Origin of the sequence: Microbacterium sp. (assembly GCF_046295495.1) — a bacterium.
Classification (GTDB): Bacteria; Actinomycetota; Actinomycetes; order Actinomycetales; family Microbacteriaceae; genus Microbacterium.
The window spans coordinates 53,991-67,605 of the sequence record NZ_JBKBNC010000011.1 but is presented as its reverse complement, the minus strand read 5'-3'; the positions used below and the strand labels follow the sequence as shown (position 1 = coordinate 67,605).

General features: G+C 68.8%; 15 protein-coding genes. 10 read left to right on the top strand and 5 right to left on the bottom strand.

Annotated features, from left to right (window positions below; genetic code table 11):
• The first annotated feature begins 89 nt into the window (after window positions 1-89).
• From ACK4LS_RS06475 to pknB, 7 genes are read left to right on the top strand one after another with little or no spacing between them, the layout of a single operon-like run.
• On the top strand, window positions 90-827 hold the full coding sequence (locus ACK4LS_RS06475) for an FhaA domain-containing protein (RefSeq protein WP_409714912.1): 738 nt from the start codon (window positions 90-92) through the stop codon (window positions 825-827).
• Window positions 824-1,363: an FHA domain-containing protein gene (locus ACK4LS_RS06470; RefSeq protein ID WP_409714909.1), complete on the top strand. Its 540-nt coding sequence runs from the start codon at window positions 824-826 to the stop codon at window positions 1,361-1,363. The genes ACK4LS_RS06475 and ACK4LS_RS06470 overlap by 4 nt, the downstream gene beginning before the upstream one ends.
• Window positions 1,364-1,372: 9 nt before the next feature.
• Complete coding sequence (locus ACK4LS_RS06465) at window positions 1,373-2,611, top strand: PP2C family protein-serine/threonine phosphatase (protein ID WP_409714906.1); 1,239 nt, start codon at window positions 1,373-1,375, stop codon at window positions 2,609-2,611.
• Complete coding sequence (locus ACK4LS_RS06460) at window positions 2,608-4,011, top strand: FtsW/RodA/SpoVE family cell cycle protein (RefSeq protein ID WP_409714903.1); 1,404 nt, start codon at window positions 2,608-2,610, stop codon at window positions 4,009-4,011. Before ACK4LS_RS06465 ends, ACK4LS_RS06460 begins: the two co-directional genes overlap by 4 nt.
• A gap of 49 nt (window positions 4,012-4,060) precedes the next feature.
• Window positions 4,061-5,515: a penicillin-binding transpeptidase domain-containing protein gene (locus tag ACK4LS_RS06455; protein ID WP_409714900.1), complete on the top strand. Its 1,455-nt coding sequence runs from the start codon at window positions 4,061-4,063 to the stop codon at window positions 5,513-5,515.
• On the top strand, window positions 5,512-7,311 hold the full coding sequence (locus ACK4LS_RS06450; RefSeq protein WP_409714897.1) for a serine/threonine protein kinase: 1,800 nt from the start codon (window positions 5,512-5,514) through the stop codon (window positions 7,309-7,311). The genes ACK4LS_RS06455 and ACK4LS_RS06450 overlap by 4 nt, the downstream gene beginning before the upstream one ends.
• A gap of 40 nt (window positions 7,312-7,351) precedes the next feature.
• The gene (gene pknB / locus ACK4LS_RS06445) at window positions 7,352-9,052 is read left to right on the top strand and encodes a Stk1 family PASTA domain-containing Ser/Thr kinase (protein WP_409714894.1); all 1,701 of its coding nucleotides are present in this window, start codon (window positions 7,352-7,354) and stop codon (window positions 9,050-9,052) included.
• Here pknB and ACK4LS_RS06440 read toward each other — a convergent pair.
• Genes ACK4LS_RS06440 through ACK4LS_RS06430 form a run of 3 tightly spaced genes read right to left on the bottom strand, consistent with a single transcriptional unit; the run spans window position 9,024 to window position 10,623 of the window.
• Window positions 9,024-9,680, bottom strand: a complete 657-nt coding sequence (locus tag ACK4LS_RS06440; protein WP_409714891.1) for an anthranilate synthase component II — start codon at window positions 9,678-9,680, stop codon at window positions 9,024-9,026. The genes pknB and ACK4LS_RS06440 overlap by 29 nt on opposite strands.
• Window positions 9,677-9,832, bottom strand: a complete 156-nt coding sequence (locus ACK4LS_RS06435) for a hypothetical protein (RefSeq protein ID WP_181373441.1) — start codon at window positions 9,830-9,832, stop codon at window positions 9,677-9,679. The genes ACK4LS_RS06440 and ACK4LS_RS06435 overlap by 4 nt, the downstream gene beginning before the upstream one ends.
• On the bottom strand, window positions 9,832-10,623 hold the full coding sequence (locus ACK4LS_RS06430; RefSeq protein WP_409714886.1) for a class E sortase: 792 nt from the start codon (window positions 10,621-10,623) through the stop codon (window positions 9,832-9,834). The genes ACK4LS_RS06435 and ACK4LS_RS06430 overlap by 1 nt, the downstream gene beginning before the upstream one ends.
• Window positions 10,624-10,677: 54 nt before the next feature.
• Here ACK4LS_RS06430 and ACK4LS_RS06425 point away from each other — a divergent pair, with 54 nt between their 5' ends.
• Window positions 10,678-10,917 (top strand): cell division protein CrgA, encoded by a 240-nt coding sequence (locus tag ACK4LS_RS06425; RefSeq protein WP_076673116.1) that lies wholly within the window; start codon window positions 10,678-10,680, stop codon window positions 10,915-10,917.
• A gap of 51 nt (window positions 10,918-10,968) precedes the next feature.
• Here ACK4LS_RS06425 and ACK4LS_RS06420 read toward each other — a convergent pair whose 3' ends face one another.
• Together ACK4LS_RS06420 and ACK4LS_RS06415 are read right to left on the bottom strand one after the other, a co-directional pair.
• The gene (locus tag ACK4LS_RS06420) at window positions 10,969-11,895 is read right to left on the bottom strand and encodes a rhomboid family intramembrane serine protease (protein WP_409714883.1); all 927 of its coding nucleotides are present in this window, start codon (window positions 11,893-11,895) and stop codon (window positions 10,969-10,971) included.
• An 18-nt stretch (window positions 11,896-11,913) separates the two neighbouring features.
• On the bottom strand, window positions 11,914-12,471 hold the full coding sequence (locus ACK4LS_RS06415) for a peptidylprolyl isomerase (RefSeq protein ID WP_409714880.1): 558 nt from the start codon (window positions 12,469-12,471) through the stop codon (window positions 11,914-11,916).
• A gap of 100 nt (window positions 12,472-12,571) precedes the next feature.
• On the opposite strand from ACK4LS_RS06415, the gene ACK4LS_RS06410 reads away from it, so the two are divergent.
• Window positions 12,572-13,144 carry a DNA helicase gene (locus tag ACK4LS_RS06410; protein ID WP_409714877.1) on the top strand — a complete coding sequence of 191 codons (573 nt, stop codon included), beginning with the start codon at window positions 12,572-12,574 and terminating at the stop codon, window positions 13,142-13,144.
• Entirely contained in the window at window positions 13,141-13,614 is a 474-nt protein-coding gene (locus ACK4LS_RS06405; protein ID WP_409714875.1) for an aminoacyl-tRNA deacylase, read from the top strand. The genes ACK4LS_RS06410 and ACK4LS_RS06405 overlap by 4 nt, the downstream gene beginning before the upstream one ends.
• Window position 13,615: the final 1 nt, after the last annotated feature.

The following is a 13,615-nucleotide window of genomic DNA, read 5'->3' as shown; positions in this document are numbered from 1 at the left end:
GAAACGCGGGTCCCGATGACCGCTTCCATGACCTGTCCAGCCGCCCTGACTACGATGTGCCTACTGGTCTGCCTGCCTGAAGGAGTCTCGTGGGACTACTCGACAGTTTCGAGAAGGGTCTCGAACGCGCCGTCAACGGTGCGTTCGCGAAGACCTTCCGCAGTGGCATCCAGCCGGTGGAGATCGCGTCGGCGCTGCGCAGCGAGCTCGACAAGAAGGCGGTGGTGGTAACGCGCGACCGCATCCTCGCGCCCAACACCTTCTCGGTGCGCCTGTCTCCGGCCGACGACGAGAAGATGGGCGCCCTCGGCTCCACCCTTCTGAGCGAACTCGACACGCTCGTGAAGAAGCACGCGCGGACGCAGGGCTACTCCTTCGCGGGCCCCGTGGCCATCTCGATCGAACGCGACTCGTCGCTGTCGACCGGCACGCTGCGCGTGGACTCGCAGACCACCGAGGGCCGGGTCGCCTGGCGGGGTGTCGTCGACATCGACGGCAAGCGGCATCCCCTCACGGGCGCGCGCACAGTGATCGGTCGCGGAAGCGACGCGGACATCACCATCCCCGACGCCGGGACGAGCCGGAAGCACGTCGAGATCCTCTGGGACGGCGAGCGCGCGATGGTCCGAGACCTCGGCTCCACCAACGGCACCACCCTCAACGGTCGCAAGGTGTCGGAGGCCGCATTGCCGCCCGATTCCACGATTTCGATCGGTCGCACCAATATCGTGTTCCGTGTGGTCGCGCAGGCGCAGCCGCCGCGGCGCCCGTCGGCGCCCGACGCCACGAGCATCTTCGACGTCCGGGAGCGGGGACCCCAGTCATGAGTCAGTTGACTCTTCTTCTTCTGCAGGGCGGGTTCCTCGTCCTGCTGTGGTTCTTCGTGTTCGGTGTCGTGTACTCGCTGCGCGCCGACCTCTTCGGTGTCAAGGTGCGCAAGCTCCCCGAGCCTGCGGCATCCCCCGCCGCGGCGGTGGCCACGCCGACGTCGTCGCCCGACGCCGTCACCACCCAGGTCAAGCGCCCGGCGGCACCCGCACCGGCTCCCGCGGGTGGTCTCGCGACCACCGCGACGGTGTCTCGCATCGTGATCACGAGCGGTCCCAAGGCCGGCCTCGAGCTGCCGCTCGGCACCGAGCCCCTGACGATCGGACGCTCGAGCGAGTCGGGCCTGGTGATCCGCGACGACTACACCTCCAGCCACCACGCCCGCCTCGTGCTGTGGGGCGAGCAGTGGATGCTGCAAGACCTCGACTCCACCAACGGGACGACCCACGACGGCGTGCGCGTGGCCTCCCCCGTTCAGGTGAAGGTGGGCGCCCCGATCAAGGTCGGCGCGACCACGTTCGAGTTGAGGACGTAAGCCACCTCCATGGTCTTCCAGGGCTCGAGCGCCGCCATCTCCCACACGGGCAAGGTGCGCTCCAACAATCAGGATTCCGGCTACGCCGGGTCCAATCTCTTCGTGGTCGCCGACGGCATGGGCGGTCACGCGGGCGGTGACGTCGCCTCGAGCCTGGCGATCGGACGCCTGACCGAGCTCGACCAGCCGTTCCGCACGCCGGCCGAAGCCGAACACGCGATCCGCGACGCCCTCGCCGACACCGCCGCCGAGCTGATCGACACCGTGGCACGCCGCCCGGAGCTCGCCGGGATGGGGACCACGGTCAGCGCGCTGGTGATGGTCGACGACTACGCCGTCATCGGTCACATCGGCGACTCGCGCATCTACCTGTACCGCGACGACACGCTCACGCAGATCACCGCCGATCACACCTTCGTGCAGCGCCTGGTCGACTCGGGTCGGATCACGCCGGAGGAGGCGCGGTACCACCCGCGTCGCTCGGTGCTCATGCGCGTTCTCGGCGACATGGACCCCGATCCCGAGGTCGACAGCTTCATCATGCCGACGCAGGACGGCGACCGCTGGCTGCTGTGCTCCGACGGCTTGTCCGGCGTCGTCGACGACGACCACACCGCCAAGACCCTCGCGCTCGGACTGCCTCCCGCACGCACCGCCGACGCCCTGCTCAAGCAGGCGCTCGACGGCGGCGCGCCCGACAACGTCACGGTCGTGATCGTCGACGTCGGCGGTCAGCACCCCGTGTTCATCGGCACCCCCACCATCGTCGGTTCGGCCTCCACGCCCAGCGGCGTGGTCGTCCCCGCCGCGCGTCCGGGCCGCTCGAACTGGCTGCACCACGCCCGCCAGGTCGCCAACGAACCCACCCACTTCGAGCCAGCGGCCGAGTTCCTTGAGGAGCTCATCGAAGAAGACCGTCGCCGCGCGCGCCGCCGGCGATTGGGTTGGCTCGCCGCCCTGCTGATCGTTCTCGCGGGCATCGGCCTCGGCCTGTTCGCCGGGTACAACTGGACGCAGACCCGTTACTACGTCGGCGCCGACGACGACTCGGTCGTGATCTACCGCGGCATCCAGCAGTCGATCGGTCCGATCTCGCTGTCGACCGTGTACGAAGACACCGACATCGTGCTCGCCGACCTCTCGGACTTCGACCGGCAGACCGTCGAGGCCACGATCTCGGCGCGGTCGCTGTCCGATGCGGAGCTGATCGTCGATCGCCTGCGACCGGCGGCGGAGGGAACCGGATGACCGACCAGAGCCGAACGCGTTCGCCCGACACCGTGTCGACCGACACGGCGGTCATGCGCGCGCTCAAGAAGATCCGCGTCCCCGCCACCCAGCGCAATCGCGAACTGGGTCTGCTGGTGTTCGCCATCGCCGTCTACGGTGCGGCCGTCGCGCTCGTGCAGCTGGGAGCCACGGGCGCGATCGATCCCGGGTTCCTCACCCTCGCGGCGATCCCGGCGGTCCTCTCCCTGGCCATGCACGTGGTGCTGCGTCTGCGCGTGCGCGACGCCGACCCCTTCGTCCTGCCCATCGCCACGGTGCTCACGGGCCTCGGCATCGCGATGATCTACCGCATCGACCTCGCCGATCAGATCAGCGGATGGGATGCCACGGGCCACCGCCAGATCGCCTGGGCTGTGCTCGCGATGGTCAGCGCCCTGGCCGTGCTGATCTTCGTGCGCAACTATCGCGTGCTGTTCCGCTTCACGTACCTGTCGGGCCTGGTCGGCATCCTGCTCCTGCTCCTGCCGTTCGTACCGGGCCTGGGCACGGATCAGAACGCCGACGTATGGGTCTCGCTCGGCTTCGTGTCGTTCCAGCCCGGTGAGCTGGCCAAGATCTGCCTGGCGATCTTCTTCGCCGGCTACCTGGTGCGCACCCGCGAGAGCCTCACCTCGACCGGAACCCGCTTCCTGTTCATGACGTGGCCGCGCGCCCGCGAGCTGGGACCGGTGCTCATCATCTGGCTCGTCTCGCTCGGCATCATCGTGCTGCAGCGCGACCTCGGAACCGGCCTGCTCATCTTCGGCATGTTCGTCGCGATGCTCTACGCGGCCACCGGTAAGACGAGCTGGGTCTTCATCGGCCTGATCCTCGTCGCCAGCGGCGCGTTCCTGGCATCCCGCGTCCTCCCCTACGTGCAGGGGCGTTTCGCCAACTGGCTGGGCGCGTTCGACCCCGAGGTCATCGACCGCGACGGCGGCAGCTACCAGCTCGTGCAGGGCATCTTCGGCCTGTCGCACGGCGGACTCTTCGGCACCGGCCTGGGCCAGGGCCGTCCGTACATCACGCCGCTGTCGCAGAGCGACTACATCGTGCCGAGCCTGGGCGAGGAACTCGGCCTGGTGGGCCTCTTCGCGATCCTGGCGCTGTACATGGTGTTCACCAGCCGCGGCATCCGCGTCGGACTCGCCGGGCAGGACGACTTCGGCAAGCTCCTCGCGACGGGCTTCAGCTTCACCATCGCGTTGCAGGTGTTCATCATGGTCGGCGGTGTGACCCGCGTCATCCCGCTCACGGGACTGACGACGCCGTTCCTCGCCGCCGGTGGGTCCTCGCTGATCGCCAACTGGATCATCGTGGCCTTCCTGCTGCGCATCTCCGACGCCGTTCGCAGCCGCCCGCGGGTGGTGATCGGCTGATGACCGACCCGTCCGCGCCCGCCGCTCGCCCGACTCCGGAGGAGGCACCGTGACCAAAGAGCTCCGCCGCCTCAGCATCGTGATGCTCGCGATGTTCCTGGCCCTGTTCGCCTCGACTAGCATCATCCAGGTCGTGCAGGCCAATGCGCTGACCGACACCCCGGGCAACACGCGCGCCCTCTACGACTCGTACGAGATCCAGCGCGGCTCGATCATCGTCAGCGGCACGCCCATCGCCTCGTCCGTGCCGTCCGACGACGTCTACAGCTGGCAGCGCCAGTACACGGATGCCGAGATGTGGGCGCCCGTGACCGGATACCTCAACCCGGTGCTCGACTCCCGCACGCGCATCGAGGCCACGGAGAACAGCGTGCTCAGCGGGTCGGACTCGAACCAGTTCTTCTCGCGCATCGACCGCGCCATCACCGGACAGGCGCCGCGCGGCTCCAACGTCGAGCTCTCGCTCGACGCGACCGTGCAGAAAGCCGCGTGGGACGCCCTCGGCAACCAGCAGGGAGCGGTCGTCGCCATCGAGCCCTCCACCGGACGCATCCTGGCGATGGTGTCCAAGCCGAGCTTCGACACGAACATCCTCGCCTCGCACGACACGGATGCCGTGAACGCCGCGTACGAGCAGCTCGCGGCCGACCCCGCGAAGCCCCTCGACAACCGGGCCATCGAGGGCAACCTCAACCCGCCCGGGTCGACGTTCAAGCTCGTCGTGGCCTCGGCCGCCCTGGCATCCGGTCGGTACACGCCCGACTCGGCGTTCCCGAACCTCGCCGCCTACACGCTGCCGCAGTCGACGAACGTCGTCAGCAACGCCGGCGGCGGCGCCTGCGGAGAGGGCGACACCGTCACGATCGCGACCGCCCTGCGGCTGAGCTGCAACATCCCGTTCGCGGAGCTCGCCGTCGAGCTCGGCGACGACGCCATCCGCGCCGAGGCCGAGAAGTACGGCTTCAACGCGCAGTTCACCATGCCGCTGCAGTCGACGGCATCCACCTATCCCGCCAATCCGAACGCGCCGCAGACCGCGCTGAGCGGCTTCGGTCAGGGCGATGTGCGCGCGACGCCGCTGCAGATGGCCATGGTGTCGGCGGGCATCGCGAACGGCGGTGTGGTGATGAACCCCCGCATGGTCGACCGCGTGATCGAGCCCAACCTTTCGGTCGCCGACGAGGGCACGAACAGCGAGTTCGGGCGCGCCCTCGAGTCCGACATCGCGGCGCAGATGGTGTCGATGATGACGGCGAACGTCCAGGACGGCGCGGCATCGAATGCAAGAATAGACGGGGTTCAGGTGGCGGGTAAGACCGGCACCGCGGAGAACGATTCCCGTCCCTACACTCTCTGGTTCACCGGCTTCGCACCGGCGGACGACCCTGAGGTCGCCGTCGCCGTCGTCGTCGAAAACGGTGGAGGCCAGGGGCAGAACGGGAGCGGCAACGAGATCGCCGCCCCGATAGCGAAGAAGGTCATGGAGGCGGTGCTGGGTAAATGAGACCGACACAGGGTGTGACCTTCGGCGGGCGGTACGAGCTCGATTCGCGGATCGCGATCGGCGGCATGGGCGAGGTCTGGGAAGCGACCGACCACGTCATCGGGCGGACCGTGGCGATCAAGATCCTCAAAGACGAGTACATGGGCGACCCCGGATTCCTCGAGCGCTTCCGCGCCGAGGCCCGCCACGCCGCACTCGTGAACCACGAGGGCATCGCGAGCGTCTTCGACTACGGCGAGGAGGACGGCAGCGCGTTCCTCGTGATGGAGCTCGTCCCCGGTGAGGCCCTGTCGACCATCCTCGAGCGCGAGGGGTCGCTGTCGAGCGACAAGACCCTCGACATCGTCGCTCAGACGGCCGCCGCACTCCAAGCCGCCCACGCGGCCGGTCTCGTGCACCGCGACATCAAGCCGGGCAATCTGCTCATCACGCCCGACGGTCGCGTCAAGATCACCGACTTCGGCATCGCGCGCATCGCCGACCAGGTGCCGCTCACCGCGACCGGCCAGGTCATGGGAACGGTGCAGTACCTGTCGCCGGAGCAGGCCTCGGGCCACCCCGCCTCGCCCGCGACCGACACGTACTCGCTCGGCATCGTGGCCTACGAATGCCTCGCCGGGAAGCGTCCCTTCACGGGCGAGTCGCAGGTCGCCATCGCCATGGCGCAGATCAACGAGCAGCCCGCTCCGCTCCCGCCCACGGTGGCCGTGCCGGTGCAGAACCTCGTCATGGCGATGATCGCGAAGAAGCCCGACGACCGTCCGGCATCCTCCGCCGCTGTCTCCCGGGCCGCTGCCGCCCTGCGCCGCGGAGATCTGGCAGCCGCAGCCGCCGCCGTTCCCGCGATCGCCGCCGGCACCGCCGCGGTCGACGACGCCACCCAGCTGCTCACCGCCGGACAGACCTCGGCGACGACGCGCCTGATGCCCGCCGCCGGTGCGGTGGGCGCCACCTCGCTCCTGACCGAGGAGCACACCGAAGAAGACGTCGTCCCGCAGAAGAAGAAGCGCAGTCCCTGGACCTGGCCCCTGGTCGCGCTCATCGCTCTGCTCGCCCTGGTGCTCATCGGCGGGATCTACACCCTGGTCTCGAACCAGGACACGCCCGATGCCGCCCCGTCGAACTCGGCCTCCGCGCCCTCGACCCCCAGCGCGCCCCCGACGCCGTCGCAGAGCCCGTCACCCACGCAGACGACTCAGCTCGTCGACGTCGACGCCCTCGACCTCATCGGTCAGACCTGCGACGAAGCACGCACGACGCTGCGCGATGCCAACCTCGGTGCGACCTGCGCCACCGGGACGGCCGCCGAGAGCGCCGACCAGGTCGGACTCGTCTACGTGGTCGACCCCACCGGGCGCAACCCGGAGGGGACGAACATCACGGTGACCGTCTACGGCGAAGAGACACCGCTGAGCCAGCCGAGCGCGCCCGCGCTGCCCGGCGGCTCCGTCACGGCCGGTAGCGACATCCAGGTGTCGTGGCAGCAGTATTCCTGCCCCGCCGGAACGGGCAACGTCACCGCCTACGACTTCACCGCCACCAACGGCACGTTCGATGAGACCGGTCAGTCCACGGCGTCGTTCTCGCCGAACGAGCGCAACGCGCAGCTCAAGGTGAGCAACGCCGTCGGTCAGTCGCTTCGCGTCACCTACACCGTCAGCTGCTCCGGAACCGACCGCACGGCCGGACCCTCGGGTGAGGCCTCGGCCTCCATCACGGGCGGCAACACGCCGAGCCCCAGCTCCACCGGCAACGGCAGCAGCACCGGCAACGGCAACGGCAACGGCAAGAACTGACCTCGGTCTTCCCCCACCCATCCTCCCCGGGAGTTTCTTCGTGACCACTGAGACGCGCGTCCTGTCCGGGCGCTATCGCGTCGACGACCTCATCGGTCGCGGCGGGATGGCGAGCGTCTACCGCGGGTACGACCAGACCCTGGGCCGCACGGTCGCGATCAAGATCCTCAAGGCCGATCTCGCCGGCGACGCCGCCTTCCGCACCCGTTTCCGCCTCGAAGCGCAGGCGGCGTCCCGCATGGCGCACCCCACGATCGTCCGCGTCTTCGACGCCGGAGAAGACGTCGAGACGGGCATCGACGGTCAGGAACGACCCGTTCCGTACATCGTGATGGAGCTCGTGCACGGCCGGCTGCTGAAGGAGATCATCGCCGAGGGCCCCGTCCCCACCGACGAAGCCCTCCGCTACATCGACGGCATCCTCGAGGCTCTCGAATACTCGCACCGCGCGGGCGTCGTCCACCGCGACATCAAGCCCGGCAACGTCATGATCACGGATGCCGGTCGTGTGAAGGTCATGGACTTCGGCATCGCCCGTGCGGTGTCCGACTCCTCGTCGACCGTCGCCGAGACCACCGCCATCGTCGGCACGGCCGCCTACTTCTCCCCCGAGCAGGCGAAGGGGGAGTCGGTGGATGCCCGGGCCGACCTCTACTCCACCGGGGTGGTGCTCTACGAGCTGCTGACGGGCCGTACGCCCTTCCGCGGCGAGACACCCGTCGCCGTCGCCTACCAGCACGTCAGCGAGGCGCCCCTGCCGCCGAGCGAGGTCAACGAGTCCATCCCCCGGACCCTGGATGCCATCGTGCTCCGCGCCCTCGCGAAGGATCCGTTCCAGCGACCGCAAGACGCCGCGAGCTTCCGCGAAGCCCTCGACGAGACGGCCGACGGCAAGGCGCCGACGAAGCGTCAGATGTCCGCCCTCTCGAACGAGCTGTACGGACCGAACCCGCGTCAGGCGGCCGAGACGGCTCGCTCGCTCCGTCAGCTCAGCACCGACACCACGATGCGACGCACGCAGCCGGGACCGCCGGTGGCCTGGATCTGGGCGGGCGTCACCGTTCTCGCGGTGCTGCTCGTGGCCGTGCTGATCTGGGTCATGCAGATCCAACCCCGTGACGACGTGCCCACCACGTCGTTCGCGGTTCCCAACGTGGTCGACATGTCGTACGACCGCGCGGTCGAGACACTCGAGGCGCAGCAGCTGACCGCGAGTCGCGTCAACGAGCCCGACGAGACCATCGCCCAGGGGAACGTCACGCGCACGACACCCGACGCCGGGACCACGGTGGCCGCGGGCCAGCAGGTCACCGTGTACGTCTCCACCGGACCCGACACGGCCACCGTGCCGCCGCTCGAGGGCATCTCCGAGACGGAGGCCCGCGCATCGCTGGAGGCGTCGGGACTCTCCGTGGGCTCGATCCGCCGCACGGCCGATCCGGCCCTCGCCGCCGGGACGGTCGTCTCCTCCAGCATCGACTCGGGGTCGAACGTCGCCAAGGGCACCACGGTCAATCTCGTCGTGGCCAGCGGGCAGGTCGTCATCGTGAACTACACGGGCTACACACTCGAGGCCGCGCAGCGTGAGCTGCAGTCCGACGAGAAACAGCTCACCGTCGTCACGCAGGAAGATCCCGGATGCCGCGCCTCCACGCCGCCGACCGTGAGCGCTCAGTCACTCGCCCCCGGCGAAGTGCCCGTGCACAGTGAGATCACTCTGACGGTGTGCTCGGGCTCCTGAGCCCGCGGGGGTGAAGTCTCCCGGCGCGTTCGACCGCGCCGCGGAGGCCCGCGTTCTCGAGCCAGCGCCCCAGGAGCGCATGACCCCCCTCCGTGAGCACGCTTTCGGGGTGGAACTGCACCCCCTCGATGGGCGCGGAGCGATGACGCATCCCCATCACGACGCCCCCGGCGGTGCGGGCCGTCACCTCGAGCTCGGCGGGGACCGCCCCCGCGTCCACCGCGAGCGAGTGGTATCGGGTGGCCACGAAGCCGTCGGGGAGGTCGGCGAAGACCCCCGCACCGTCGTGGTGGATGGCGCTCGTGATGCCGTGCAGCAGCTCCGGAGCGTGTCCCACCGTCCCGCCGAAGGCCCGCGCGATCGCTTGATGGCCCAGACACACACCGAGCAGGGGGATGCCGCGCCCCGCCGCTGCGCGCACGATCTCGACGGAGAACCCGGCGTCATCCGGGTGGCCGGGGCCGGGGGAGATGAGCACCGCAGCGGCATCGGAGCGGACCGTCTCGACGACGCCGGGGTCCGCGGCGGGGATCAGGGCGGTCTCCGCCCCGAGATCGCGCAGGTAGCCGGCGAGGGTGTGGACGAAACTGTCGCGGTTGTCGACGACCACGACGCGCCAGGGCCTCACTCGACCGTGACCTCCGAGGGATACACGAGGTCGCTTACCCAGGGGAAGACGTAGAAGAAGAGGCCGTACAAGACGGCGGCCAGCAGTACGAGGACGATCAACAGGCGCACCCACCAGGGGCCGGGCAGAATGCGCCAGAGGGCTCCGTACATCAGGCTGCTCCCGTGGTCAGAGAGGTGGGCGGGCCGGCGTCGGTGCGCGGGGTGTAGGACTCGAAGACGCCATAGGCGATCGCGCGCTCCGAGAAGCCGTAGCGGGGGCTGCAGGTGGTCATCGTGATCACTCGATCGGTGGCCTTGATCTCGGGCTGCCGCGGAAGCGGGAGCAGCACGTCGACGGCGTCGGGGCGCACGTACTCGAGGTTCCGGTATCGGTAGGTGTACCAACCGTCCTCGGTCTCGACGACGATGGCGTCGCCGACGTGCAGCGACGGGAGGTCGGCGAACGGGGCACCGTGGCTGCCTCGGTGTCCCGCGATCGCGAAGTTGCCGGGTTGCCCGGGCATCGCGGTGTCGGGGTAGTGGCCGAGCCCGATCGGGTCGAGCGTGCGGGAGGAACTCACCCCGCCGGCCAGCGTGAAGTGATAGTCCGGACCGAGCCGGGGGATATGAACGACGCCGAACCTCTCGGCGTCCCCCGGCTGAGCCAGGGCCGGCGGGTCAGCCGTGGGCGGTCCGGACGGCTGGGAGGGAGTGGTCGTGGACTCGGGCAGGGGGGCGACCGGATCGCTCGCCCACTGCTCACTCAGATCGCGCCCCTGGTCTTTGAACTGTGCACCGATGATGGCGTCGCCGATCCACAACTGCCAGACCACGAAGAGCAGCACGAGCACACCCGCCGTGACCAGCAGATCACCGATCACACCGATCACCGAGACGCCGCGGCTTGCCGCACGCGTGGGCCGTCGACTGCGACGGGTCTGCGGCTGCGTGACGGTGTGCACGAGGCGATTCTAGTTCCGTGGGTTCACGCACGCCGGAGCATTAGACTGTGCCGCATGGCTCGAACTGGCAAAGGCGAAGACCCGATCGCCGAACGCAATGACGGTGGATCCGCCCCGAACCCGGTGTGGTTCCTCCCCATCATGATCGGCCTGATGCTCATCGGCCTCGTGTGGGTGCTGGTGTTCTACCTCAGCAACTCGCAGTTCCCCATCCCCGGGATCGGCCCGTGGAACCTCGTCATCGGCTTCGGCATCGCCTTCGTCGGCTTCCTGATGACCACGCGGTGGCGCTGACTTACACGCGTGTAATTCATCCCCACCTGTGGATGAGCCTGTGGATAACTCTTACAGGTAGGCCACGGCGGGGATGGCCAGCAGGGCGACCAGCACGACGCTGAAGCCCACGAGCAGACCCGTTTGCAGACCGCGCTGACGCGGTGCGCGAGTCCGTGAGTAGATGAGGCCCACCACGGCGCCGGTGAGCAGCCCACCGAGGTGCGCCTGCCAGGAGATGCCGACCGCGGCGAGGGAAGCGGCGAAATCACCCGAGCCGATCGCATTGATACCCGCGAGCACGAACGGCCATGCGAAGTTGATGCCGATCAAGATCGCGATCACCCGGATGTCGGCGCCGATGTGGCGACCGATCACGAGCAGGGCGCCGAACAGCGCGAAGATCGCGCCCGACGCCCCGACCGTCCAGACGCCGGGCGCGAGAAGCGCGACGGCTACGGACCCGCCCAGGGCGCCGATCAGATACAGCGCCAGGAACCGGGAACGACCGAGAAGCGGCTCGAGACTGCGGCCGATGAACCACAGAGCGAGCATGTTGAGCCCGACGTGGAAGAACCCGTCGTGAACGAGGGCGACCGTGAGCAGACGCCACGGCTGGATGACGCCGGCCTGCGGGAGCAGGAAGATGCTGTTGAACGCGAGGGCGTTCGTCAGGATCGAGCCGACCCCCGGAATGAGCGAGATGATGTACGCCAACCCGGTCACGGCGATGATGCCGAGGGTCATCGTCGGACGCTCGGACGACACCGCGGCCATCGGCCGCGAGGCCCAGCGCCTCTGCGCCTTCTTCTGCGCCGGGGTCTGCGAAGCGCGTTGCTGCGCCATGCACTCCGGGCAGATCACGCCGACGGCGGCGGGGGTGCGGCACTCCGAGCACACCGTGCGCATGCACCGCTGGCACAGCACGAAACTCTGCCGGTCAGGATGCCGGTAGCAGAAGTTCTCGCTGTTGCGACGGAACTCCTCGGTCGTGGACACCCGCCGCCGCCCGCTCGGTCAGACCGAGACGACGTCGACCGACTGCAGGACGACGTCTTGCTTCGGACGGTCCTGCGCACCGGTGGGCACCGCGGCGATCGCGTCGACGACGGCCTTGGAGGCGTCATCGGCGACCTCGCCGAAGATCGTGTGCTTGCCCTGGAGCCACGGGGTGGGGTCGGTGGTGATGAAGAACTGCGAGCCGTTGGTGCCCTCGGCCTGACCCGTGATGGCGTTGCGACGCAGGCCGGCGTTGGCCATGGCGAGCTTGTACGGAGCCGTGAAGTCGAGCTCGGGGTGGATCTCGTCGTTGAAGTTGTACCCGGGACCGCCGACGCCCTGACCGAGCGGGTCGCCGCCCTGGATCATGAAGTTGGGGATGATCCGGTGGAAGATGACGTCCTTGTAGAGCGGTCCGTCGCCCTTGGAGCCGGTGGCCGGGTCGGTCCACTCCTGGGTTCCATCGGAGAGTCCGATGAAGTTGCGGACGGTGCGCGGGGCATGGTCGCCGAACAGGTTGACGACGATGTCGCCGTGGTTGGTGTGCAGGGTCGCGACGGCGGTGTGGTTGGCCATGGGTACATTCTCTCAGAGTTATCTGCAAGGGTCGGCGGCGCAGGCGACCCGTTCTGGCAAGATGAACGAACGTACATCCCATCGACAGGGAGGATGAGCCGTGGGCCTCAGCCGCAAGAGCAAGAAGGAACTGCGCAAGCTCCAGAAGCACGCCGCCAAGGTGTGGGAGTCGCAGCAGGTGCTGCTGGGCGAGAGCGGGAAGGTCGCTCGTGAAGCGGGCCACCAGCTCGGTCGCTTCAGCCGCGAAGACCTCGTCCCCGCCGTGCAGGACGGGTACTCCAAGTACGCCGCACCGTACGTCGACAAGAGCGTGAAGTACAGCAACCGCTTCCTCAGCAACAAGGTCGTCCCGGCCGCAGGTGCTGTGGTCGGCGGTGCCATGTCCGTGTGGGACGCCGCAGGCGACACCCGCGATCGACTCGCCAAGGGCCGTGGCTTCGAGCTCGACGCCCACAAGTACGCCAAGCGCGCCGAGAAGTACGGCAAGCAGGCGTCGAAGCGTTTCGCCAAGAAGCTGCCCTCCCAGAACGACGGCATCGGCGCCGGTGGCGTCATCGCGATCATCCTGGGCGTCGTGGCCGCGGCCGGCGTCGCGTACGCCGCCTGGCAGACGCTGCGTGCCGACGACGAGCTGTGGGTGGCCGACGATCCGCTGCGTGCACCGGACGCGTGAGCGACCCCACCATCAGAGTCCGAGAGGCCGCGCGTGAGCGCGGCCTCTCTGTCGATGTGCGTGAGCGCCCCGCGGCCTCGACCCTCGATGAGGCCGCCGAGCTGCTCGGCATCCCGCCTGCATCCATCGTGAAGACCCTCGTCGTGAAGCGCTCCGACGATACGTACCTGTTCGCCCTCGTCCCGGGTGATCGCGCGATCTCCTGGCCGAAGCTCCGCTCGGTCGTGGGCGTGAACAAACTCCGACTCCCCGAGCCGGATCTCGCCCTGGCCGCCACCGGCTACGAGCGCGGCACCATCGTGCCGATCGGCAGTTCCACGGCGTGGCCCGTCTTCGCCGACGAGCGTATCGTCGGCACGCGCATCGCGATGGGTGCCGGCGCGCACGGCTACAGCCTGTTCGTCGACGCCGACGACCTCATCACCGCCTACGGCGCTGTCGTGGCCGACATCACGACCGAGCGCTCCTGAC

Coding starts and splice junctions, on each gene's coding strand:
- ACK4LS_RS06470 (WP_409714909.1), top strand. CDS start 824: ATGAGTCAGTTGACTCTTCTTCTTCTGCAGGGCGGGTTCCTCGTCCTG.
- ACK4LS_RS06465 (WP_409714906.1), top strand. CDS start 1,373: ATGGTCTTCCAGGGCTCGAGCGCCGCCATCTCCCACACGGGCAAGGTG.
- ACK4LS_RS06460 (WP_409714903.1), top strand. CDS start 2,608: ATGACCGACCAGAGCCGAACGCGTTCGCCCGACACCGTGTCGACCGAC.
- ACK4LS_RS06450 (WP_409714897.1), top strand. CDS start 5,512: ATGAGACCGACACAGGGTGTGACCTTCGGCGGGCGGTACGAGCTCGAT.
- ACK4LS_RS06435 (WP_181373441.1), bottom strand. CDS start 9,832: ATGTACGGAGCCCTCTGGCGCATTCTGCCCGGCCCCTGGTGGGTGCGC.
- ACK4LS_RS06425 (WP_076673116.1), top strand. CDS start 10,678: ATGGCTCGAACTGGCAAAGGCGAAGACCCGATCGCCGAACGCAATGAC.
- ACK4LS_RS06415 (WP_409714880.1), bottom strand. CDS start 12,471: ATGGCCAACCACACCGCCGTCGCGACCCTGCACACCAACCACGGCGAC.